The 20,203-nt window shown below is 64.1% G+C and carries 22 protein-coding genes and 1 other RNA gene; 11 read left to right on the top strand and 12 right to left on the bottom strand.

Going from position 1 to position 20,203, the window contains the following annotated elements; translation table 11 throughout:
• Complete coding sequence (locus NYQ83_RS09575) at positions 1-930, top strand: ABC transporter permease (protein WP_261214352.1); 930 nt, start codon at positions 1-3, stop codon at positions 928-930.
• Positions 930-1,727, top strand: coding sequence for an ABC transporter ATP-binding protein (locus NYQ83_RS09570; RefSeq protein WP_092810968.1), 798 nt, complete (start codon positions 930-932; stop codon positions 1,725-1,727). Before NYQ83_RS09575 ends, NYQ83_RS09570 begins: the two co-directional genes overlap by 1 nt.
• Before the next feature lie 123 nt (positions 1,728-1,850).
• On the opposite strand, the gene NYQ83_RS09565 is transcribed toward NYQ83_RS09570, so the two are convergent.
• The 4 genes from NYQ83_RS09565 to NYQ83_RS09550 all read right to left on the bottom strand — a co-directional run bounded on the left by NYQ83_RS09565 (position 1,851) and on the right by NYQ83_RS09550 (position 5,896).
• A complete protein-coding gene (locus NYQ83_RS09565; protein ID WP_207145344.1) occupies positions 1,851-3,032 on the bottom strand; it encodes an alanine racemase in 1,182 nt (393 codons plus the stop codon).
• 162 nt (positions 3,033-3,194) lie between these two features.
• Positions 3,195-3,575: a hypothetical protein gene (locus tag NYQ83_RS09560; protein ID WP_261214351.1), complete on the bottom strand. Its 381-nt coding sequence runs from the start codon at positions 3,573-3,575 to the stop codon at positions 3,195-3,197.
• A gap of 348 nt (positions 3,576-3,923) precedes the next feature.
• Positions 3,924-4,889, bottom strand: coding sequence for a methylenetetrahydrofolate reductase (locus NYQ83_RS09555; protein ID WP_261214350.1), 966 nt, complete (start codon positions 4,887-4,889; stop codon positions 3,924-3,926).
• Entirely contained in the window at positions 4,886-5,896 is a 1,011-nt protein-coding gene (locus tag NYQ83_RS09550) for an ArsR/SmtB family transcription factor (protein ID WP_261214348.1), read from the bottom strand. The genes NYQ83_RS09555 and NYQ83_RS09550 overlap by 4 nt, the downstream gene beginning before the upstream one ends.
• 188 nt (positions 5,897-6,084) lie before the next feature.
• Between NYQ83_RS09550 and NYQ83_RS09545 the strand changes: the two genes are divergently transcribed.
• Both NYQ83_RS09545 and NYQ83_RS09540 read left to right on the top strand, forming a co-directional pair.
• Complete coding sequence (locus tag NYQ83_RS09545; RefSeq protein ID WP_261214347.1) at positions 6,085-6,663, top strand: TrmO family methyltransferase; 579 nt, start codon at positions 6,085-6,087, stop codon at positions 6,661-6,663.
• Positions 6,664-6,901: 238 nt separating this feature from the next.
• Positions 6,902-7,105 carry a cold-shock protein gene (locus NYQ83_RS09540; protein WP_092810980.1) on the top strand — a complete coding sequence of 68 codons (204 nt, stop codon included), beginning with the start codon at positions 6,902-6,904 and terminating at the stop codon, positions 7,103-7,105.
• Positions 7,106-7,199: 94 nt separating this feature from the next.
• Here the strand turns inward: NYQ83_RS09540 and NYQ83_RS09535 are convergent, their stop codons facing one another.
• Positions 7,200-7,523 (bottom strand): c-type cytochrome, encoded by a 324-nt coding sequence (locus NYQ83_RS09535; RefSeq protein ID WP_261214345.1) that lies wholly within the window; start codon positions 7,521-7,523, stop codon positions 7,200-7,202.
• Positions 7,524-7,648: 125 nt separating this feature from the next.
• Between NYQ83_RS09535 and NYQ83_RS09530 the strand changes: the two genes are divergently transcribed.
• Positions 7,649-7,882, top strand: coding sequence for a KTSC domain-containing protein (locus NYQ83_RS09530; RefSeq protein ID WP_128291512.1), 234 nt, complete (start codon positions 7,649-7,651; stop codon positions 7,880-7,882).
• On the opposite strand, the gene NYQ83_RS09525 is transcribed toward NYQ83_RS09530, so the two are convergent.
• The 3 genes from NYQ83_RS09525 to msrB form a co-directional block, all read right to left on the bottom strand.
• Positions 7,821-8,363: a hypothetical protein gene (locus tag NYQ83_RS09525; protein ID WP_261214343.1), complete on the bottom strand. Its 543-nt coding sequence runs from the start codon at positions 8,361-8,363 to the stop codon at positions 7,821-7,823. The two genes, NYQ83_RS09530 and NYQ83_RS09525, sit on opposite strands and share 62 nt — an antisense overlap.
• 117 nt (positions 8,364-8,480) lie before the next feature.
• Entirely contained in the window at positions 8,481-8,681 is a 201-nt protein-coding gene (locus NYQ83_RS09520; RefSeq protein WP_128291514.1) for a DUF2905 domain-containing protein, read from the bottom strand.
• Positions 8,682-8,710: 29 nt separating this feature from the next.
• On the bottom strand, positions 8,711-9,163 hold the full coding sequence (gene msrB, locus NYQ83_RS09515; RefSeq protein WP_261214341.1) for a peptide-methionine (R)-S-oxide reductase MsrB: 453 nt from the start codon (positions 9,161-9,163) through the stop codon (positions 8,711-8,713).
• A gap of 210 nt (positions 9,164-9,373) precedes the next feature.
• Here msrB and NYQ83_RS09510 point away from each other — a divergent pair, with 210 nt between their 5' ends.
• The gene (locus NYQ83_RS09510) at positions 9,374-9,562 is read left to right on the top strand and encodes a hypothetical protein (protein ID WP_261214339.1); all 189 of its coding nucleotides are present in this window, start codon (positions 9,374-9,376) and stop codon (positions 9,560-9,562) included.
• Between the two features lie 63 nt (positions 9,563-9,625).
• Here the strand turns inward: NYQ83_RS09510 and NYQ83_RS09505 are convergent, their stop codons facing one another.
• Positions 9,626-13,342, bottom strand: a complete 3,717-nt coding sequence (locus tag NYQ83_RS09505) for a hydantoinase B/oxoprolinase family protein (RefSeq protein WP_409976988.1) — start codon at positions 13,340-13,342, stop codon at positions 9,626-9,628.
• 114 nt (positions 13,343-13,456) lie between these two features.
• Between NYQ83_RS09505 and NYQ83_RS09500 the strand changes: the two genes are divergently transcribed.
• From NYQ83_RS09500 to rnpB, 5 genes are all read left to right on the top strand, one after another.
• Positions 13,457-14,443, top strand: a complete 987-nt coding sequence (locus tag NYQ83_RS09500) for a TRAP transporter substrate-binding protein (protein WP_261214335.1) — start codon at positions 13,457-13,459, stop codon at positions 14,441-14,443.
• 56 nt (positions 14,444-14,499) lie between these two features.
• Positions 14,500-15,057 (top strand): TRAP transporter small permease, encoded by a 558-nt coding sequence (locus NYQ83_RS09495; protein WP_261214333.1) that lies wholly within the window; start codon positions 14,500-14,502, stop codon positions 15,055-15,057.
• Entirely contained in the window at positions 15,057-16,361 is a 1,305-nt protein-coding gene (locus tag NYQ83_RS09490) for a TRAP transporter large permease (RefSeq protein ID WP_261214331.1), read from the top strand. The genes NYQ83_RS09495 and NYQ83_RS09490 overlap by 1 nt, the downstream gene beginning before the upstream one ends.
• A 3-nt stretch (positions 16,362-16,364) precedes the next feature.
• Positions 16,365-16,895, top strand: a complete 531-nt coding sequence (locus NYQ83_RS09485; RefSeq protein WP_261214329.1) for a winged helix DNA-binding protein — start codon at positions 16,365-16,367, stop codon at positions 16,893-16,895.
• Between the two features lie 50 nt (positions 16,896-16,945).
• An RNA gene (gene rnpB, locus NYQ83_RS09480) (RNase P RNA component class A) lies at positions 16,946-17,379 on the top strand.
• A gap of 15 nt (positions 17,380-17,394) precedes the next feature.
• Here rnpB and NYQ83_RS09475 read toward each other — a convergent pair.
• The 3 genes from NYQ83_RS09475 to NYQ83_RS09465 all read right to left on the bottom strand — a co-directional run bounded on the left by NYQ83_RS09475 (position 17,395) and on the right by NYQ83_RS09465 (position 19,697).
• Positions 17,395-18,096 carry a lytic transglycosylase domain-containing protein gene (locus NYQ83_RS09475; protein ID WP_261214327.1) on the bottom strand — a complete coding sequence of 234 codons (702 nt, stop codon included), beginning with the start codon at positions 18,094-18,096 and terminating at the stop codon, positions 17,395-17,397.
• Between the two features lie 129 nt (positions 18,097-18,225).
• On the bottom strand, positions 18,226-18,984 hold the full coding sequence (locus NYQ83_RS09470; protein WP_261214326.1) for an N-acetylmuramoyl-L-alanine amidase: 759 nt from the start codon (positions 18,982-18,984) through the stop codon (positions 18,226-18,228).
• A complete protein-coding gene (locus tag NYQ83_RS09465) occupies positions 18,981-19,697 on the bottom strand; it encodes a J domain-containing protein (protein WP_261214324.1) in 717 nt (238 codons plus the stop codon). Before NYQ83_RS09465 ends, NYQ83_RS09470 begins: the two co-directional genes overlap by 4 nt.
• Positions 19,698-20,203: the final 506 nt, after the last annotated feature.

Below are 20,203 nucleotides of genomic sequence, written 5' to 3'. Positions count from 1 at the left end.
ATGAGCCTTTTCGCCTTTGCTGGCGCCCTTGAATCGGGACTTCTGTTTTCGCTCGTCGCGCTCGGGGTGTTTCTCTCCTTCCGCGTGCTCGACTTTCCCGATTTGACGGTCGACGGCAGTTTTCCGCTCGGAGCGGCGGTTGCGGCCGCCGCTCTCGCCTCCGGTGTCGATCCGTTTCTTGCAACCGGGTTTGCGATCGTCGCAGGCTGGGGGGCAGGGCTCGTCACAGCGCTTCTCAACGTGCGCTTCGGCATCATGAACCTTCTGTCCGGCATTCTGACGATGGTGGCGCTTTTCTCCATCAATCTCAGGATTATGGGCGGGCCGAACGTGCCCCTCTACAACGTCGATACGGTGTTCGACGTGGCGCAATCCTGGTTCGATTTCGGGCTTTGGACGAATACGGTCCTGATTGCGATCGTGGCCTTTGCGGCCAAGTTCCTCGTCGACTGGTTCTTGAAGACCGAGCTGGGGCTCGCCCTGCGCGCGTCCGGTGAGAATCCGGCCATGGCGGAGGCGCAGGGCATTGCGGTCGGGCGCATGGCGCTCGTCGGCATGGCGATCAGCAACGGCCTTGTCGCGCTCGCCGGCGCCTTGTTCGCGCAGCTTCAGGGCGTGGCGGATGTCTCAATGGGTATCGGCACGATCGTGACCGGCCTTGCCGCCCTCATCATCGGCGAAGCGATCCTCGGCCGGCGCATGGTTTTCGTCGCCACGCTCGGCTGCATCGTCGGTGCGCTCGTCTATCGTCTCTTCATCGCCCTGTCGCTCAGTGCCGGCTTCATCGGCATTCAGCCGCAGGACCTCAACCTCGTGACGGCGATCGTCGTTGCGATCGCGGTCGTCCTGTCCAAGGGGCGCGCGCAAAGAAACCGTCGCAGGGCCGGCATGACGCCGCGCCGTGCGCCCGCCGCCAAGAGGGCCGGCTGATGCTGTCGTTGAATAACATCCACGTCACCTTCAACGCCGGCACGCCGACCGAGGTGAGGGCGCTCAGCGACATCAACCTCAAGATCGCGGATGGCGAGTTCGTCACCGTCATCGGCTCGAACGGCGCCGGCAAATCGACGCTTCTGTCGGTCGTCGTCGGCACGGTGAAGCCCGAACGCGGCAGCGTGCATCTCGATGGCGAGGATGTGACGGCCTGGTCTCCGCACCGGCGGGCGATGCATGTCGGCCGGGTCTTTCAGGAGCCGCGGCTCGGCACCTGCTCGTCCCTGTCGATCGAAGAAAACCTCGCTCTTGCGGCGGCTCGCGGCAAGAGCCGGGGCCTCAAGGGTGCGCTCGGCACGCGGCAGAACCGCAAATGGCTCGCCGACCAGGTGGCGAAGCTCGAGATCGGGCTGGAAGACCGCATGACGCAGCCGGTCGGCACTTTGTCGGGTGGGCAACGCCAGGCGATCAGCCTGTTGATGGCGACGCTTCTGCCGATGAAGATCCTCGTTCTCGACGAGCATACGGCCGCGCTCGATCCGGGTGCTGCCGCGAAAGTCCTGGCGCTTTCCACAGAGATCGCCGAGACGCGCAAGCTCACGACGTTGATGGTGACGCATTCGATGCGCGATGCGCTGGCCGTCGGCCACCGCACCATCATGATGGATTCCGGCCGCATCGTCCTCGACTTCACCGAAGAGGAGCGGGCGAAACTCACCGTCCAGGATCTCTCGAGCCTGTTCGGACGTGCAATCGGCAAACAGCTCGACGACGACAAGATGATGCTGGCTTAAGAGCTTTCCACAGGCTGTGAAGAGCGGCCTGTGGAAAGTAGTGGATAAGGCAGGGACAGGCGTGGAAAGCCTGTGCGCCGCTTGTGGACACGTTGTGGATCAGTCCGCGACTGAGCGTGAAGCTCAGTCGGCCATGGTCTCGATCGCGGCAAAGCCTTCCGGCTTGTCGCCTTCGTCGAAGGGGGTTTCCACCTCGACGACCGTGTCGGGATAAAAGCCGTTGAAGCGGCTTCGAAGCGACAGGGAATAGGCGCCGATATGGCCGATTTCGATCCAGTCGCCGGTATCGACCGTCTCCGGCAGCCAGAACGGGCGCGAGAGAATGTCGACGCTGTCGCAAGTGGCGCCGCAAACCTTGAACGGCACGATTTCGTGCGGATTGCCGGAGCGGCGCTTGCGGGCCGGATCGGGAATGAAGCGGGCGGGAAGGGTGATCTTGCCCGTCCAGGAATCTGAGAGCGACGCCCAGATGCCATCGTTGATGTAGATGCGTTTGCCCTTTTTCAGGAGCACGCGGACGATCAGCGAAATGGAGCGGGCGACGATGACGCGACCCGGCTCGGCAATGAGGGGCAGGTCGGCAAAACCCCATTCCGTCAGATCTTTTCGAAGCCGCGCCATGATCTCGTCTCGGTCCGGCATGATGCGCTTCTTGCGGCGCGGATCGTAGCCATAGGGCGCCGGAAATCCGCCGCCGACATCGAGGGCCGTCAGCTCGACACCGGAGCGGGCGCGCACCCAATCGGCGGAGCCGAGGGCGCGCTCGTAGATTTCCGGGTCTTCGATCTGGCTGCCGACATGGAAGCAAAGGGCCGGCTTGAAGCCGATGCCGGCGATGCGCTGCAAAAGCTCCACCGCATGGGCGGGGGTGGCGCCGAACTTTTTCGACAATTCGTAGGTGGCCGAACCCTTGGTCTGCAGGCGCACGAACAAGGTCAGATCTGCCGGATCGAAATCGAGCGCCCGCACGATCCGCAGGATTTTGGCCACCTCGTCCTCGTGGTCGAGAGAAAGGGTGCGGATGCCGTAGCTTTCGAGCGCCAGGCGGATATCCGACTGCGCCTTCACCGGGTGCATGTAGAGGAGTTCGGCGTTCGGCGAGGCTTCGCGCGCAGCCGCAAATTCGGCCGGGCTGGCGACGTCGAAGGTTTTCACGCCGGCATCGGCGATCGCCTTGAGAACGAAGGGCTCGCCATTGGTTTTGACGGCATAGGCCGTCTTGCCAGGGAACGCCTGCGCAAAATGCGCAACGTCCTCGGCGAGGACCTGTGGATGGAAACAATAGACCGGAACATCCGGCCGCATCTCCAGCGCAGCCTCGCGTGCGTCGGTGAAGGTTTTGATCGTTTTGGCCCCGTCGTCTTCAGGAATCGCCGTTGGCGGTGTTTAGCAGGACAGGGCGGCCGGGCGAAGACCCGGCGGCATATTATCCGCTTTGTGTTTCCCGTATCGGCGCAGGTTTTTCGATCAGCCCCGGTGCAGCTCGTCCATATCGTGGATGCGGGGTCTGCGCCGTGCGCCCGCGACGGCCACCGCTGGACGCGGGGCCGGGCGCGGAGACAGAGACGGGAGCGCCATCAGGCGCAGCCGCCGGCGCCGTTTCGGGCCGATGGGCGGCTCGTCGCCTTCCTCGGCCGACAGAAGGACCCCGCTTGCGGTCACCGCGCCGCCGAAGGTGAGGGCAAAGAAAGCCGCGAGAAGGGCGAGCGGCAGAAGGGGCGTGGATGAGTGAGAGATCAGCGTCCACAAACCGCCGGTGTCGAAGCCCAGCAGAATCGCCAGGAACAACCAGCCGACGAGAGCGCCAAGCGCCACGTGCACGAACAGGAAGCGAAACAGATGGGGCAAGGTCGCGTCCTCCGCAAAAACGGTATTCTATAATACTTCTAAGTTCATATCCAGATGCGAAAACAGTGTCGGAGAGCGGCTCTTCAGGCCCTTGGAGGAGCGCGGAAACAAAAAAAATCTATGCCGGCTTAGCGGGAATGTCGCGACGCAGCATGCCTAAACCGCTGGTATTTCGGAGAGAATCTGGCTGCGGCGACCTGCCGCATGAAGAGAGCAATGCGTCGCAATGACGAAAAACATTCCTGTCAGCAATGTTTGGGGTTAGACTTTAGACGTAAAAGATGCGGGAGGATGCCATGAACCTGGCGAAATCAATCAACATGATCGCCTTGATATCTGCCTTTGTCTTTATCTGCGCGATCGTGCTGGGCGCGGTGTGATATCGGCGACGTTCAACTCTTCTTCGGCTGCGCGGCGCGCTCGTGCCGCGCAGCATGTCCTTTCCCCTTCGAAAATTCTTGCCGCTTTCAAGACCGCCGAGACGAGGCGGTGCTGGTTCATCGTGTAGATATGAAAGCCGGAGACGCCGCGTTGCGCGAGGTCGTCGATCTGGCGCGCGGCGAGGTCGACCGCGGCTTCGAAATGCGCCTCGCCTGAAAGCTCCGATAGCGGCAGAAGATGCGGCGGGATGCGCGCGCCGCAGCGGCCGGCAAAGGAATGCACGGCGGCGAAGCGGTGCACAGGCAGGATGCCCGGCACGATTGGGATCGTGATGCCGGCGGCCGCAACCTTCTCCACATACCGTTCAAAATCGTCATTGTCGTAGAAGAACTGCGTCAGGGCACGGGTCGCGCCGGCCTCGACCTTGCGCTTCAGGATATCGATCTCGGTGTCCCAGTCAGGGCTTTCCGGATGGCGCTCCGGATAGGCGCTGACGGAGATCTCGAAATCGTCGATGCGGCGAAGGCCGCGGATCAAGTCGGCCGTATCGGTGTAGCCCTCAGGATGCGGTGCATAGGGCGTGCCGGGCCCCTCCGGCGGGTCGCCGCGCAACGCCACGAAATGCCTGACGCCGAAGGTCTGAAAGGTTGCGATCGCATCGTTCGTGGCGGAGCAGGCGGCGGAGACGCAGGTGAGATGCGCGGCCGTCGGCAGGCCGACCTCCTGCGTCAGTATCTCCACCGCCGCGAAAGAGCGGTCCTTCGACGTACCGCCGGCGCCATAGGTGACGGAAACGAAATCCGGCGCAAAGGCTTTGAGCCGTTCTGCCGTGTCTTTGAAGGCGGCGAATTGCTCGGGCTTCTTGGGCGGAAAGAACTCGAATGAGAGCTCGAGCCTCTTCGGTCCGGCGGCGTGGTGGGCTGCAGGCGTCATGCGAGCGCTCCTTCCTGGAGGGGTTCCGCGTCTTCGTCGGCTTCGGCCTTGAAGGCTGTCGCGATGGTGACCGTCAAATGCTCGTCTTCCCTGGCCGGAGACTTGGGGGCGAGGTGCTGGATGGAGAATTGTTCGAGGGCGGTGGCCGACAGCCATTGCGTGAGCTGCTCGTCGGAGAAGCCGAGCCTCAGATGCGCGTGGTTCTGGCGCAGGAATTCCAGATGATGGGGCGCGAAGTCGACGACGAGCAGCATCCCGCCCGGAGCCAGAACCCGAGCCGCCTCCGAAAGTGCCGCCCGCGGATCTTCCAGAAAATGCAGAACCTGATGGATGACGACGACGTCAAAGGACGCGCGCGGCAAGGGAAGGTTGAGCGCATCGCCGCTGCGCAGCCGCACATGCGAGAGGCCCGCGCGTTCCAGGCTCGTCCGTGCAAGCGCCAGCATCTGCGGCGAGCGATCGACGCCCGTTAGCCGCTCGGCGCAATCGGCAAGGAGTTCGAGCATGCGGCCGGTACCGGTGCCGATGTCGAGGAGAGAGCGGGGATGGTGGCCGCTCAGCACGGCGCGGATTGCTGCCTCGACCTCCTTTTCAGGCACGTGCAGGGAACGCAGACGGTCCCATTCCTCGGCATGGCGCGCAAAATAGAGTTCTGCCGTTTCCTGGTTGCGGCGGCGGATGAGCTCCAGCCTGTCGCGATCGCGGCGCAAATCCGTCTCGTTGCGCAAGGGATCCGTCTGCATGGCGGCAAGAGCTGCCCGCGCCAACGCCGCCGCTTCGCTGTCCGAGGCCAGCCGGTAATAGACATGCGCGCCTTCCGGCAGCCGGCGAATGATGTCGGCTTCCGTCAAAATCTTCAGATGCCGGGAGATGCGCGGCTGCGACTGGCCGAGGATTTCCACGAGCTCCTTGACGGGGCGCTCGCCCTCGGCAAGCAGCGCCACAAGGCGGAGCCGGGTTTCATCGGCAAGCGCCTGGGCGGCGCGCGCAAGTTTCGTCAGGCCCATCGAGACCTCTTTCAAAAAGATATAAATATAGCATTATATCTTTTTGGGGTGTGGTGCAACGGTCGGCGTTCGTCTGCCTGCCGGGGCCGATCGTCCCGCAGCCGCCGTCTCGTCGCCTCGTGCTTGCGACGCTCTCACGCTTGAACCGCGCGGCCACCTTCGCCTAACTCTTCCGGGAGGAGAGGCGCATGGCGGACGACAGGAACGATCCCGGGACGGTGGGCTGCAGCTCGCAACAGGAAAAATCGGATGCCAGGACCCGTTCGTGGGAGAATCCGAGGCGGGAGGGGGAGATCGCACTCGCCTTCGATCCGGGCGAACGAACGCCTGACGCGGGTCTCGTCTATATCGGTCATGCCGAGACGCCGTGGGTTGGACCCGGCGAATGCCCGCGCAACATCCGTCAGGCGCGCGAGCGCGCGGAGGCCGAAGCGGGTCTCGGCTTTTCGCTGCAGATCGACGAGCCCTACCGGCCAGGCCTTGGCGATTATCGGCCGGGCCAGGCGGTTTTCGTGCTCATGTGGATGGACGGGGCACGACGCGATCTCATCGTTCAGGCACCGAAGCACCGCGAGCATCCGGCCGGCGTCTTCTCATTGCGCTCTCCCGTGAGGCCCAATCCGATCGGGTTGTCGCTCGTCTCCATCCTGGAGGTGGAGCAGGAGAGGGGGATCATCGTCGTCGATGCCCTCGATTGTCTCGATGGCACGCCGATCATCGATTTGAAGCCCTGGACGCAGATGGCCGACATTCCGGCCGCACGCTGAGACTGGTTCAAGGGCGGATTTCAACGCCGGCGACCGCGGAAGCCGATTTCGGCGTTCGGACACGGCCTTGAAACGGCCCTCTTCGGCCTCCATATTCTCGTCATCCAGGGCGACTTCATGGTTGCCCGCGCCACAAGCCCCGCGAAAGCCGGGCGGCGCATATTCCCAATCAATCCATCACATCGCTGAACGCAGCCGCGGAGCGCGGCGCGAAAGTGAGTCAAAGGACACCCGAATTATGCACACAGGCAACGTTGTCTGGTTCGACACCCGCCGAGGCTTCGGCTTTATCCGCCCCGATGAGGGCGCCGACATTTTCGTTCACCGCACCGCGCTTGAGCGCGCCGGGCTGGCGACGCTTCAGCCCGACCAGATCGTCTTCTTCGACGTCGAGATGCGCGATGGCGCGCCGACGGCGACGGATCTGACCGCCCTCAATTGAGGCGGAGCCCCGGTTTCGGGGATCGAAGACTTTTCCATGGACGGGCCGCCGCGTGCGGCCCGTTTCGATTCCGACTGCCGCGTTCGGCCAGGCCTCAGCCGCGAAGCGCGTCGATATAGGCGGTGAGGTCGCGGATCTCCTGTCGCGTCAGGCTCATATCCGGCATAACCGGATGCGGGTCGGCGAGGAAGGCTGCAAGTGCCGCGGGGCCCTTGCCGCGGTATTTCTCTCCGATTGCGGCGAAGCTCGGTGCGGCGGGCGTGGCGCTCGTCTGCGTCTCCATGACGACGTGGCAGGCGGCACACCATTTCTGGGCGATCGCCTGTCCCTCCTGCGCATCTCCCGCCGCCAAGGCCGGTGGGGCAAGAGACAAAAGCATCGCGAGAGCGCAGGCCGAGTGATGCAGGGATGAGGACATGAGGGCCTCCGAAGAGTTTCTTGGCACCTTGCGCATGTTAAGCCGCAGATCGGCATTCTTCAGCGGACGCTTCGCCGCTTCCTCCGTCTCGCCAGCCACGGGGCCAAGCCTAGATACGTGCTCGCATGGATGTTCTGGAGCATGTCTTTCAATCGGAGGCCTTGAAGCAGGCGCTGTACGTGCCGGCGGAGAAAGCGCTTTTCATCGCTTTCCAGACGGGCCGCATTTACCGCTACGACCATGTCCCGGAAGCGGTCTTCACCGGGCTCACGGAGGCGCAGTCGGCGGGCGCCTATTTCAATGCTGTCGTTCGTCATTATCCGTATCGGGAGGTGGAGACGACGTCTCTGCAGCGCTAGAGGGCCGGCGCGGCCGCGGCTTCAGGGTGAGCGAGCCGGTATATTCGAGCGCCGTCCGATCCTTCATGTTGAGAATGACACGGATGGTGCCGCCGCCGCTCAGGCCTCGATATTTGCCGGTGCCGTCGATGGCGACCCATTCGCCGCCGCGTTCTCCGTCCGAGGTCCAGGAGAGCCACCAGAGATCGCGGTCATGGTCGATGGTCGTGCAGATCCCGGCGCCAAACGGCGTCTCGCCTTCGGCCGTATAGAGCGTTCCCACACAATCCTGCGCGCTCAGATGCAGCGGGCTCGCCTCTCTCTTGTCCTTGATGATGCCCTTCTGGACGATGGCGGTGAGACGGCGTCCCTCGCCGAGCCGCGTCTGTCGGTTGGTGGTGGTGTAGACGACGGTGCCGTCCGTCTCCAAGGCTGGGACTTGCGCTTCGGCTGCTGCGGGCGCGATGACGGCCAACATCAGCCCAAGAATGGCGGTTCGCATGAGATCTGCCTCCCCCCGGCACAGCCTCGACCGAAGCGCAGGATGAGGCAGCTTGTGGTTGAGCGCAAGGCAGGTTTTCGGCCGCGTTGGTCGCGGCCTTTTCCGCTCTTTGCCGGCCTACCTGTCGAAGAACCACAGGATGAGCGAGAGGACGAGGCTCACGATCACCATCGTGGTGATCGGAAAATAGAACGAGACGTTCTCCCGCTCCACCGCGATGTCGCCGGGCAGACGGAAGAGGCCGAACCTCGAAAGGAGCGGCCAGAGAAGGCCCGCCGCGACGAGGGCGAGCCCGATGAGGATCAGCGTCTTCGACATCGTGCCGTGTCAACTCGCAGGCGCGCCGGTCATTCCGTCGCGAATTCGAGCGCGGCCGAATTCATGCAATAGCGCAGGCCCGTCGGGCGCGGGCCGTCGGGGAAGACGTGCCCGAGATGGCTGTCGCAGCGGGCGCAGCGCGTCTCGATGCGGCGCATGCCGTGGGAATTGTCCTCGATCTCGCGCACATGTTCCGGATCGAAGGGCTCGTAGAAGCTCGGCCAGCCGGTGCCGGATTCGAATTTCGTCACCGAGCGGAAGAGCGGCAGGCTGCAGAGCTTGCAGGTGTAGACGCCATCTTCCTTGTTGGTGAGAAGACCGCCGCAGAAGGGCGTCTCCGTACCGTGGTCGAGCATGATGTGACGCTCTTCCGGCGTCAGCTTTTCGGCGAGCCTGTCGCGTTCGGCGCCGCGGATCGGCGTCAGGTCGTAACCGGACTGCGAAACATGGTGGCCGTCGGTCTTGGCGGCAGTGTCGGTCATGAAAAATCTCCCTGTTTCAAGAGACATATAGGGAGCGATCGCCAAGGGCGAAGGCGGGGCAGGGCGATCGGAACGATCTTCTCGATCCGGATGCCCGCTGGGAGCGCCGGCCGGCGGTTTCGGCGGCTGCGTGAGTGGAGAGGCGTGGCGCCGCGGGAACGATCCCGGCGAGCCCTGCATTGTGGCACGGAAGATAAGACGGAGAACGAAATGGCTGAAAGCTCGGGCGGCAACACCTTCCTCGCCTTCATCGTCGGGGCGCTTCTCGTCCTCGTCGTCATCCTCTTCCTGGCACTCGGCGGCGTGAACCTCTTCACAGGTGGCGGCAGCGGTGGGCCGGACGTGGACGTCGACATCCAGGCGCCTGCGCCAGGTGGTGGCGACGGCGGCGGCAGCTGAGCAGGTCGCAAGGTTTTCTCTCAAGACGGCGCGGAGGTGTTCCGCGCCGTCCGTGTATGAGCGTCAGACTGCCCCAAATCCCCCGCCGGTCGGCGTCGTGACGATCACCGCTTCTCCGGCCTTCAAAACCGTCTGATCGGCGCCTTCGAGTTCTTCGAGGCTTCCGTCGAGGCGTCGGATTTCGGTTTTACCGACTTGCCCGGCCGCGCCGCCTTTGAGCCCGTGGGGGGCAACTTTTCGGTGGGAGGAAAGGATGGCGCAGTCCATTTCTTCCAGGAAGCGGATGGTGCGGCGCGTGCCTGATCCGGCCGAAAACGCGCCGCGTCCGCCCGAGCCGTGGCGGATATGAAAATCCTCCAGCAGCACCGGATAACGCATCTCCAGAACTTCCGGATCGGTGAGGCGCGAATTGGTCATGTGCACATGGACGCCATCCGTGCCGTCGAAGCCGGTGCCGTCGTTCATCGTGCCGGCCGGTGAGCCCGAACAGATCGTCTCGTAATACTGGTAGGTGGCGTTGCCGAAGGTCAGGTTGTTCATCGTGCCTTCGGAGGCGGCCATCGCGCCGAGCGCGCCGAAGAGGGCGTTCGTCACCTGCTGGCTCGTCTCGACATTGCCGGCGACGACGGCGCGCGGATATTCCGGCGACAGCATCGAACCTTTCGGGAGAACGATTTCGATCGGCTCCAGGCAGCCGGCATTCATCGGGATGTCGGCCTCCACCATGACGCGGAAGGCGTAAAGCACGGCGGCGCGCGTCACCGGGGCAGGGGCGTTGAAGTTGTTCTCCTTCGCCTCCGACGTGCCGGTGAAATCGACCTTGGCGGACCGGTTCTCCTTGTCGACCGTGATCGCCACCTTGATCACGGCGCCCTGGTCGGTTTCGACGGAGAATTCCGAATCTTTCAGGCTCTCGATGACGCGGCGGACGCTTTCGGCCGCATTGTCGCGGACATGGCGCATATAGGCCTGCACGACGTCGAGCCCGAACTCCGCCACCATCTTGCGCATCTCCGCGACGCCCTTTTCGTTGGCGGCGATCTGCGCCTTCAGATCGGCGACGTTCTGATCCGGGTTGCGGCAGGGATAAGCATGGTCGGTCAAAAGCTCGCGGAGCGCGTCCTCGCGGAAACGGCCCCGATCGACGAGTTTGAAATTGTCGATCAGAACGCCTTCCTCGTCGACATTCGTCGCCCGCGGCGTCATCGAACCGGGCGCCACGCCGCCGACATCGGCATGGTGGCCGCGTGATGCTACCCAGAAGAGGATCTGGTTGCCCGCCTCTTTCCCAGTTTCGGCGAAAACCGGTGTGACGACAGTGATGTCCGGCAGATGCGTGCCGCCATTGTAGGGGGCGTTGAGGGCGTAGACGTCGCCGGGGCGAATGTCCGGGTTCTTCTCGCGCACCGTCTCCACCGAGCGGTCCATGGAGCCGAGATGCACCGGCATGTGCGGGGCATTGGCGACGAGGGTGCCGTTCGGCCCGAAGACGGCGCAGGAGAAATCGAGCCGTTCCTTGATGTTCACCGAATAGGCGGTGTTCTGCAGCGTCACGCCCATCTGCTCGGCAATCGACATGAAGAGGTTGTTGAAGATCTCAAGAAGCACCGGATCGGCCCTGGTGCCGATCGCATGGTCGCGCGCCATCGCCTCCGTGCGCGTCAGGATGACATGGTTTTTCGCCGTGATCTCCGCCGACCAGCCGGGCTCGATGACGATCGTCTGATGGTCCTCGATGATGAGCGCCGGACCCTTGAGGCGGGCGCCGGGGGAGAGCTCGGCGCGCTGCGCGATCGCAGCCTCGTGCCAGTCGCCGGCCGAAAAGAAGCGGGTCGTCGCTTCCGGCCGCACGTCCTCGGAGATCGTGTCCGCTTCCGGCTCGTCGATGTCGGCGCCGCCGCCGACGGCCTCCACCTCGACTTGTTCGGCGATCAAGGGCTTGTCGTCGTAGATGAAGCCGAACTGGGCGCGGTGGGCATCTTCGAAGGCGGATCGCATCTCGGCCGCGTCCCCGAAAGGCACGGGGATCGGCGTATCGGTGCCCTCGTAGCGCAGATGCGCCTTGGCGATAATCGTGATCTCTGAATCGCTTATCGCCTGGTCTTGAAGCTCTTTGCGGGCCTCTTCCTCAAGTTCTGATTCAACGCGTTGAAGTTCTGATTCAGAGGCTGCCTTGAGCGGCAGGACGGTGGCGCGGCTCTTGTTGGCGCGCACATCGGCGAGGCCCATGCCGTAGGCGGAGAGGACGCCCGAAAGCGGGTGAATATGTACCTTCTGCATGCCGAGCCGGTCGGCGATCTGGCAGGCGTGCTGGCCGCCGGCGCCGCCGAAGCAGGAGAGCGCGTAGTGGGTGACGTCGTGGCCGCGCTCGACGGAGATTTTTTTTATGGCGTTCGCCATGTTTTCGATGGCGATTTTCAAAAAGCCGTCGGCAATCTCCTCAGGTGTGCGGTGCCTGCCGTTCTCGTCCGGTCCGATCTCACCCGCAAGCGCTTCGAAGCCCTTTTCGACCGCCGCGATATCGAGCGGCTCGTCCTGGTTCGGGCCAAAAATCGCCGGGAAATTCTCCGCCCGGATCTTTCCGGCCATGATGTTGGCGTCGGTGACGGTGAGGGGACCGCCGCGGCGGTAGGCGGCCGGTCCGGGATCGGCGCCGGCCGAGGCGGGCCCGACCTGAAAGCGGCCCGAGGCGTAAGAGAGGATCGAGCCGCCGCCAGCGGCCACCGTGTGAATGCGCATCATCGGGGCGCGCATTCTGACCCCCGCCACCTCCGTCTCGAAGGCGCGTTCGAGGTCGCCCGCATAATGCGAGACGTCGGTCGAGGTGCCGCCCATGTCAAAGCCGATGATCTTGTCGAGACCGGCCATCTTTGCGGTCTCGGTGGCGCCGACGACGCCGGCGGCGGGGCCTGACAGGATCGCGTCCTTGCCGGCGAAAAGTTCCGCCGCCGTCAGGCCGCCCGAAGACATCATGAACATGAGGCGGGGCGCATCGGGATCGTGCGGCTCGGCGGGATCGGCCGTTTCCTTGATGCCGAGATCGCGGGCGACGCGGGCGATGTAGCGAGCGAGGATCGGCGAGAGATAGGCGTCGACCACCGTCGTATCGCCACGGCCGACGAGTTTGACGAGCGGTGAGGTTTCGTGGCTGACGGAAACCTGGGTGAAGCCCATGTCGCGGGCGATCTCGGCCACCGCGGCCTCGTGCTCGGGGTATTTCCAGGCATGCATGAAGACGATCGCGAGCGCGTCGAAGCCGTCGTCCTTCAAGGCCTGAAGCGTCTTGCGGATCGCGGCTGCATCAGGCGCCGCCTCGACCGTGCCGTCGGCGCGCACGCGCTCGTCGATTTCTTCGACGCGATCATAGAGGAGGTCCGGCAGGACGATCTTCTTGGCAAAAATGTCGGGACGCGCCTGGTAGCCGATGCGAAGCGCGTCGCGGAAACCTCTGGTGATCAAAAGGGCCGTGCGCTCGCCCTTGCGTTCCAGGAGAGCGTTGGTGGCGACCGTCGTGCCCATCTTGACCGCGCCGATCTTCTCCGACGGCATTTTCTCGCCGGCCGGAACCTCGAGAAAGCGGCGGATCGCCTCGATCGCCGCGTCGTCATAGGCGCCGGGATTTTCCGACAGGAGCTTCATCGCGGAGAGTGCGCCCGCGGGATTGCGGGCCACGACATCCGTGAAGGTGCCGCCCCTATCGATCCAGAAGTCCCATTTCCCGCCGGCTTCCGATTGTGCCACGATCGTCTCTCCCGTCGCTCGATTGGCTATCGGAAGCATGTCGGGATGAAAACGTCAACACAACGTTGACAAATCGTCGGGGTGCGAACAGTCTCGGCACAGCTGCGGGACGCCGGCTCGGGCTCTCGCGAAAAACCAAGAGGGAGAGCATCGATGTACAAGACATTTCTGGGGGCGCTCGCGCTCGCCGGCTTCGTCGCCAATGGCTTAGCGGTTACGGGTGCCCAGGCGCAGACCGCCTGGGACATGCCGACGCCTTATGGCGACAGCAATTTCCACACGCAGAACATCGCCCAGTTCGCCGAGGATGTGAAAGAGGCGACGGGTGGCGATCTCACCATCACCGTCCATTCGGCCGGATCGCTGTTCAAGCATCCGGAGATCAAGGACGCGGTGCGCAAGGGGCTGGTGCCGATCGGCGAGGTGCTCGTCTCGCGCCTGTCCAACGAAGATCCGATTTTCGGGCTCGATTCCGTGCCCTTTGTGGCGACGAGCTATGACGACGCCAAGAAGCTCTACGACGCGCAGAAGCCGGAGCTCGAAAAGGTGCTCGACCAGCAGGGCCTGACGCTTCTCTATTCCGTGCCGTGGCCGCCGCAGGGGCTTTACACCACCAAGGAAGTGACGAAGGTCGAAGATCTCGCCGGCCTGAAGATGCGTGCCTACAACGCCGCGACGGAGCGGCTTGCCCAGCTTGCGGGCGCGGTGCCGACACAGGTCGAAGTGCCCGATCTGCCGACCGCCTTCTCCACCGGGCGCGTGGAGGCCATGGTCACGTCTCCCTCGACGGGCGCCAATTCCAAGGCCTGGGACTACGTCAAAATCTATACGAACACGCAGGCCTGGCTGCCGAAGAACATGGTCTTCGTGAACAAGCGGGCTTTCCAGAGCCTCTCGGCGGAAGATCAGAAGGCGGTGATGGACGCGGCGGCTGCTGCCGAGACGCGCGGCTGGGAAGCCTCCAAGACGGAGACCGAGGAGAAGACCCAGGAGCTCAAGGACAACGGCATGACGGTCGCCGAGCCGACCGACGAGCTGATGAGCGGTCTGAAGAAGATCGGCGAGACGATGGCCTCGGAATGGAGCGAGGAAGCGGGCGATCCCGGCAAGGCCGTGCTCGATAACTACAAGAGCATGTGAGGCAACACGGCCGGCCCAATCTGAGCCGGCCGTTTTCATTCGAGCGGAGGACAACGATGCGCAAGGCGCTCGACATGCTCTATGCCGCCTCCGGGATTGCCGCGGCTGCCGCGATCGTCGCCATTGCGGTGCTTGTTTCCGTTCAGGTGCTCGGGCGCGTCGCCGACAAGGCGCTGCAGCTTTTTGGCTATCCCGTCTATGGCTTTCTCATCCCGTCACTGGCGGAAATCTGCGGCTTCCTGTTGGTGGCAGCATCCTTTCTGGCGCTCGCTTCGACGCTTCGCCACGGCGTCCATATCCGCGTCAATCTTCTCCTGCAGTCGGTGCCGGAGGCAGCGCAGCGTCCGCTCAATGCTCTCGTCCTCATGGCGGGCACGGCGCTCTCCGGCTTCCTCGCCTTTCAGGGGGTGAACCTCGTGCTTGAATCCTATCGGTTCGGGGAGGTGTCTTTCGGCATCATTCCGATCCCGCTGTGGATCCCGCAGACCACGATGGCTGCAGGCCTCGTCATCCTGACGATTGCGCTCCTCGACGATCTCCTCGTGCTCCTTCGCGGACAGGTTTCGGTCTTCGCCCAGCATGAGGGCGAGGATCTGGTGGAAGGACGAGAGTGATGGGTCTCGCTGCAATCTCCGCGCTTCTTGCCTTCGGGCTTTTGGGTGCGCTCGCTCTCGGCCTCTGGGTGGCGCTGTCGCTTCTCGGCGTGGCGCTCGTCGCCATTCTTCTGATGACCAACGTGCCGGCCGGCGCCGTGACGGCGACGGCGGCCTGGGGTGCGTCGAATTCCTGGGATCTGACGGCGCTGCCGATGTTCATCTGGATGGGCGAGATCTTGTTCCGCACGCGCCTGTCGGAGGACATGTTCGCCGGCATCTCGCCCTTCATGCGGCGCATTCCGGGGCGGCTTCTGCACGTCAATATCGTCGGCTGCGCCATCTTTGCCGCCGTCTCGGGCTCCTCGGCCGCCACCACGGCCATGATCGGGCGCATGTCGCTGCCGGAGCTGCGGGGTCGCGGCTACGACGAGAAGATGGCGATCGGGACGCTCGCCGGGTCCGGCACGCTCGGGCTTTTGATTCCGCCCTCGATCATCCTCATCGTCTATGGCGCGGCGACGGAGCAATCGATCGCGCGCCTCTTCATCGCCGGCATCCTGCCGGGCGCGATGCTCGCCTGTCTCTTCATGGGCTATGTTGTCGTCTGGTCGCTCTTGCGCCGGTCCGGCATGCCGGAGGCAGATCCCTCGACGAGCATGCGGCAGAAGTTTTCGGCTGCGCGCCGGCTTTTGCCGGTCGTTCTTCTCATCGTCGGCGTCATCGGTTCGATCTATGCAGGTCTTGCCGCACCGACGGAGGCGGCTGCGATCGGCGTCATGCTGGCGCTTTTGCTCTCCTGGGTGACGGGCACATTGACGAGGGCAAGCTTTGCCGAAGCGCTGATGAGCGCCACGCGCACCTCCTGCATGATCGCCTTCATTCTCGTGGGGGCGGCGGTGCTGACGGTTGCGATGGGATTTACGGGCATCCCGCGGGAGCTCGCCTCGGCGATCGGCGCGATGGATTTGTCGCCCGCCGCACTTCTGGCGGCGCTGACGCTCCTCTTTATCGTGCTCGGCTGTTTTCTCGACGGCATTTCGGTGGTGGTGCTGACGACCTCCGTCATCCTGCCGATCGTGGAGGCGGCGGGCTTCGACCTCATCTGGTTCGGCATCTATCTCGTTCTTGTCGTGGAAATGAGCCAGATCACGCCGCCGGTCGGTTTCAATCTCTTCGTTCTTCAGGGCATTACGGGGCACAACATCTTCAAGGTGGCGGTGATGGCGCTGCCGTTCTTTCTCATCATGGTGGTGGCGGTGGCGCTGATCGCAGCGTTCCCAGAGATCGCGCTCTTCCTGCCGCGCACCATGCTCGCAAGGTGATCCATGGCGGCGACCCCTAAACGAACCACGGAGATCGGCCCGATCGTGTCGGCCGCGCATCTCGCGGAAGGGGGGATGCCCGCGCTTTCGGAAGTCGAGTTTGCGCTGGAGATGGCGAGCAACGCCTTTTCGCGCTGGATGGTGCGTGGCATGGCCGCCGCCGGTGTGGACGGATTGTCGGCGCTCGACGTTCTCGTTCTTCACACGGTCGCGCATCGCGCGCGGATGAAGACGGTCGCCGACATCTGTCTCGTTCTCAACATCGAGGACACGCACACCGTCACCTACACGCTGAAGAAGCTCGAGCGGCTCGGTCTCGTCTCCTCCAGCCGGCGCGGCAAGGAGAAGGCGGTCGCCGTCACGCGCGAAGGCGAGGCGGCGTGCCTGCGCTACCGCGAAATCCGTGAGACGCTGCTCGTGGAGGCGGTGAAATCGCTCGGCCTCGACGAAGCGGAGATGAGCCGGCTCGCCGCGCTGCTCAGGGCGCTCTCCGGCCATTACGATCAGGCGGCGCGGTCAGCCGTGTCATTGTAGTCACGCCGGCGGCATTGACGCCGCCTTCCGCCAATGCCACCTGTCGCGCGCCAGCCGGCCGGACGGCCGCTTCGCCAAGTCTCGAAAGGGCGGCGGAGAGGAAAGTCCGGGCTCCATGGAAACACGACGCCGGGTAACGCCCGGCGAGGGAAGCTGCGCCGCAAGGCGCAGACGAACCTCAGGGAAAGCGCCACAGAGAGCAGTCTGCCTCTCCGCTTCGGCCGAGAGGTGAGGGTGAAAGGGTGGGGTAAGAGCCCACCGCGGACGCAGCGATGCGGACGGCACGGCAAGCCCCGTCGGGAGCAAGACCGAGAAGGGGCGGCAGGGACGAACGTCTTCGGGCGCTTGCGTCCAGGCCGGTTTTCAGGCCAGCCGCTCGGGTAGGTCGCGAGAAGCGCCGGGCAACCGGCGCTCCAGATGAATGGTCGTCACGTCGCGGGCAACCGCGGCCGTACAGAACCCGGCTTACAGGCCGGCTGGCATATTTCCCGCTGAAAAATCAGACGGTTGGGCCGGCGGAGGCCAAGGCCGTCTTGACGCGACCGCAATAGGCCGCGGCGCCGGAGGTCATGCGTGTCGCGTAATGGCCGGCGTTGTAACGCAGAAGCGTGCCGCAGGTCGTGCCGCCGCCGAGCTCATAGGCGCGGGCGAGATAGCGCATGCCCCATTCGAGGTTCGTTTCCGGATCGTAGAGTGCCTGGATCGAACCGGTATAGCCGAGGCCGCGGGCCGTCGCCGGCTTGATCTGCATGAGGCCGATCTCGCCGGCGCTGCCAGTGGCGCGCGGATTGAAGCGGCTTTCCACCATCACCACGGCGCTTGCGAGTTCCACCGGCACGCCATGCTTTGCGGCCGCCTTGGCGACGAGCGCATGCAGATCGCTGGCCGGCTTTGCGGTTTTCTCGGCCGCGTCCTTCTTGGCTTCGACCGTTTTCTCGGTGCGCGCGACGGCGTCCGTGCTGCCGGTGCTTTTCGGCGCTGCGTCGTGCGCCCGGGCGATGATGAAGGCTTTCGAGCTGTCGCCTGAGCTGGCCCGTGGCGTATGCGCGGTCTTCTGCGTGGCGGTGTCGCTCTTTTCGGTTGTGGTTTCGGCGGCAGCCTGGCGCTGTGCGCCGATGATCAGATCTTTGGAGGCATCATCTGCGAAAGCGGGCTGGATGAAAGCGGCGCCTAGCAGGACCGCTGCAATCGTTCTCTTCAACTTTGACCCCTTTACCGGTCTCTTCCGGGCGGGGCGGGTAAAAAGCCCAGATGGCCACAATGTGCGGGTTCCAAGGTCATTTGATGGAACACCACATGTGACGCAGCGGCGGGCAAGTCCCTGAACCGACTAAGCTTCGTCGATCGTGGCGAGGAGCTTGCGCAGTGTCTGGAGCGTCGAATGATCGACGATGCCGTCGATGCGCTCGGGGCGGAAGTGCCTCTGGAAGGCGGCCACGATCGTCTGGGTGCGCTCGTCATAAACGCCGCTGACTGTGACCCCGTAGCCATAGAGAGCGAGGAGGCTCTGGAGGTCGGCGACCTGCTCGCCTTCAGCGCCGAGAGCCAAGAGCGGTTCGGAGGAGGCGGGCTCCGGCGACACGAAATGGCCGATCCCCGCCTTCGCAAGCTGGTGCCAGGGAAAGAGCTCGCCCGGATCGAGCTTGCGCTCGGGTGCGACGTCGGAATGGCCCAGAACACGTCGGGCCGGGATTTCGTGGCGTTTCAGGATGTCCCGGGACAGGGCGATGACGCTGTCGATCTGTCGAGCGCTGAACGGCGGCAATGGCTTGCCTTCTTCGAGTGCCGCATGGCCCCAATTGGCGATCTCGATGCCGATCGAGCGGGCATTGATATCGCACGCGCCGTTCCATGAGGCGCGGCCGGCATGCCAGGCGCGATCTTTCTCGTCGACGAGCTGGAGACGCGTGCCGTCCGTGCGAACGAGATAGTGGCAGGAGACTTGCGCGGCCGGGTCGCACAGCCGAGCGAGGGCCGCGTCCTCATGCTCCATGCCTGTATAATGCAGGAGAAGGAGATCGATCGGCTCGCCGTTCCGAGAGTTGAAATTGGGCGATGGCTGCCACTCGGCGAGGGGAGTGTTGCTCATTGATCGGCGGCCGAGCCTCGCGAGGCGAAGGAGCGGCCGCGGCCGATTTCCTCCCAGGCCGCGTTGATCGCGGCAAGCCTGTCATTTGCGATGGCGATGAATTCTTCGGGCACGTTGCGTGCGATCAAGCGATCGGGATGGTTCTCGCGGACGAGCTGGCGGTAGCGATCTCGCAACTGTTTTTCGTCCCATGAGGGATCGGCGCCGAGAACCAGCCAGGGATCGGCCTCGCCCATATGCACATGGCGGGCCCGGATGCGCTCGAAATCACGACCTTCGAAGCCGAAGATGGCTGCGACCCGCTCCAGATAAGAGAGCTCGCGCTGATGCACGGCGCCGTCCGCCTTGGCGATGGCGAAGAGCGCGTCGAGGATGTCTTCCAGCATCGCCGGATCGTCCTGCAGGAGACGGGCGGCGTCCTGCGCGTAGGCCTCGAAACCTGCAATGTCGGCGCTTGCCAGACGATAGATGCGGGCGACGTTCTTCTCGTCTGCGGGTGGGACGATGAAGAGCCTTTCGAAGGTCTCGATCTCCTCGAAGGAGACGATGCCGTCAGCCTTCGCCATTTTTGCAGACAAGGCGATCATCGCGATCGTGAAGGCGATCTCCTTGCGCCTTTCGCTTCCCGAGAGCTGCAGCAGCACGTCGCGCAGGCCGGCGATCGCCGCGCCCGTGCGGTCGAGGAAGTCGGACAGACGCGACCAGATGCTCATGGATGTCCTGCTGAGGTGGTGAAGCGAACTGTGAGCGGCATCGGAACCGCTTTTGTGTCCCTAGCGGGGCGAAAGTGCCCAGGCAAGAATAAGCGAATTCCTCAGCGCTTCTCCAGGTCCGGCGTGGTGCCTTGAGCCTCGATCGCCCGTCGCGAGCCTGAGCGTCCGATAGTGAGCGGGCAAGGCAGCGCGACGCGAACGTCGCGCTGCCTCGGGCCGCCAGGCCGGCACCCGATCGGCCGGCGGCCGATCCCTTGCCCACTCGTCCTGTAACGGTCGCAGGGAGCTTTGCGTTCCGGCCTCGGCGTCTCTCTGTGCGTCTCTTTCATGCTGCCGGAAATCCCTGCCGGCAAAGGGTTTAGGCAATCGCGGAAGGTCCCGCTTACCGCCTGTTTACCTTGTGAGCGCATCTCTTCCAGACCATCAGAACGGTGCTCCGGCCCGCCGGATTCCATTGCAAACCATGGTATCCCATGCTATCCCATGGATACCCGGAATGGATCGGT

Source organism: Afifella sp. JA880, from assembly GCF_025379905.1.
Lineage (GTDB): Bacteria > Pseudomonadota > Alphaproteobacteria > Rhizobiales > Afifellaceae > Afifella > Afifella aestuarii.
Note: the sequence above shows the minus strand (reverse complement) of the source record. Positions and strands in the feature narration are given on the sequence as shown.

What these genes read in the sequence shown, in the direction of transcription:
- NYQ83_RS09575 (WP_261214352.1), top strand. Translation starts at nt 1, where the DNA reads ATGAGCCTTTTCGCCTTTGCTGGCGCCCTTGAATCGGGACTTCTGTTT.
- NYQ83_RS09570 (WP_092810968.1), top strand. Translation starts at nt 930, where the DNA reads ATGCTGTCGTTGAATAACATCCACGTCACCTTCAACGCCGGCACGCCG.
- NYQ83_RS09565 (WP_207145344.1), bottom strand. Translation starts at nt 3,032, where the DNA reads ATGCGGCCGGATGTTCCGGTCTATTGTTTCCATCCACAGGTCCTCGCC.
- NYQ83_RS09555 (WP_261214350.1), bottom strand. Translation starts at nt 4,889, where the DNA reads ATGACGCCTGCAGCCCACCACGCCGCCGGACCGAAGAGGCTCGAGCTC.
- NYQ83_RS09550 (WP_261214348.1), bottom strand. Translation starts at nt 5,896, where the DNA reads ATGGGCCTGACGAAACTTGCGCGCGCCGCCCAGGCGCTTGCCGATGAA.
- NYQ83_RS09545 (WP_261214347.1), top strand. Translation starts at nt 6,085, where the DNA reads ATGGCGGACGACAGGAACGATCCCGGGACGGTGGGCTGCAGCTCGCAA.
- NYQ83_RS09540 (WP_092810980.1), top strand. Translation starts at nt 6,902, where the DNA reads ATGCACACAGGCAACGTTGTCTGGTTCGACACCCGCCGAGGCTTCGGC.
- NYQ83_RS09535 (WP_261214345.1), bottom strand. Translation starts at nt 7,523, where the DNA reads ATGTCCTCATCCCTGCATCACTCGGCCTGCGCTCTCGCGATGCTTTTG.
- NYQ83_RS09530 (WP_128291512.1), top strand. Translation starts at nt 7,649, where the DNA reads ATGGATGTTCTGGAGCATGTCTTTCAATCGGAGGCCTTGAAGCAGGCG.
- NYQ83_RS09525 (WP_261214343.1), bottom strand. Translation starts at nt 8,363, where the DNA reads ATGCGAACCGCCATTCTTGGGCTGATGTTGGCCGTCATCGCGCCCGCA.
- NYQ83_RS09520 (WP_128291514.1), bottom strand. Translation starts at nt 8,681, where the DNA reads ATGTCGAAGACGCTGATCCTCATCGGGCTCGCCCTCGTCGCGGCGGGC.
- msrB (WP_261214341.1), bottom strand. Translation starts at nt 9,163, where the DNA reads ATGACCGACACTGCCGCCAAGACCGACGGCCACCATGTTTCGCAGTCC.
- NYQ83_RS09510 (WP_261214339.1), top strand. Translation starts at nt 9,374, where the DNA reads ATGGCTGAAAGCTCGGGCGGCAACACCTTCCTCGCCTTCATCGTCGGG.
- NYQ83_RS09505 (WP_409976988.1), bottom strand. Translation starts at nt 13,342, where the DNA reads ATGCTTCCGATAGCCAATCGAGCGACGGGAGAGACGATCGTGGCACAA.
- NYQ83_RS09500 (WP_261214335.1), top strand. Translation starts at nt 13,457, where the DNA reads ATGTACAAGACATTTCTGGGGGCGCTCGCGCTCGCCGGCTTCGTCGCC.
- NYQ83_RS09495 (WP_261214333.1), top strand. Translation starts at nt 14,500, where the DNA reads ATGCGCAAGGCGCTCGACATGCTCTATGCCGCCTCCGGGATTGCCGCG.
- NYQ83_RS09490 (WP_261214331.1), top strand. Translation starts at nt 15,057, where the DNA reads ATGGGTCTCGCTGCAATCTCCGCGCTTCTTGCCTTCGGGCTTTTGGGT.
- NYQ83_RS09485 (WP_261214329.1), top strand. Translation starts at nt 16,365, where the DNA reads ATGGCGGCGACCCCTAAACGAACCACGGAGATCGGCCCGATCGTGTCG.
- NYQ83_RS09470 (WP_261214326.1), bottom strand. Translation starts at nt 18,984, where the DNA reads ATGAGCAACACTCCCCTCGCCGAGTGGCAGCCATCGCCCAATTTCAAC.
- NYQ83_RS09465 (WP_261214324.1), bottom strand. Translation starts at nt 19,697, where the DNA reads ATGAGCATCTGGTCGCGTCTGTCCGACTTCCTCGACCGCACGGGCGCG.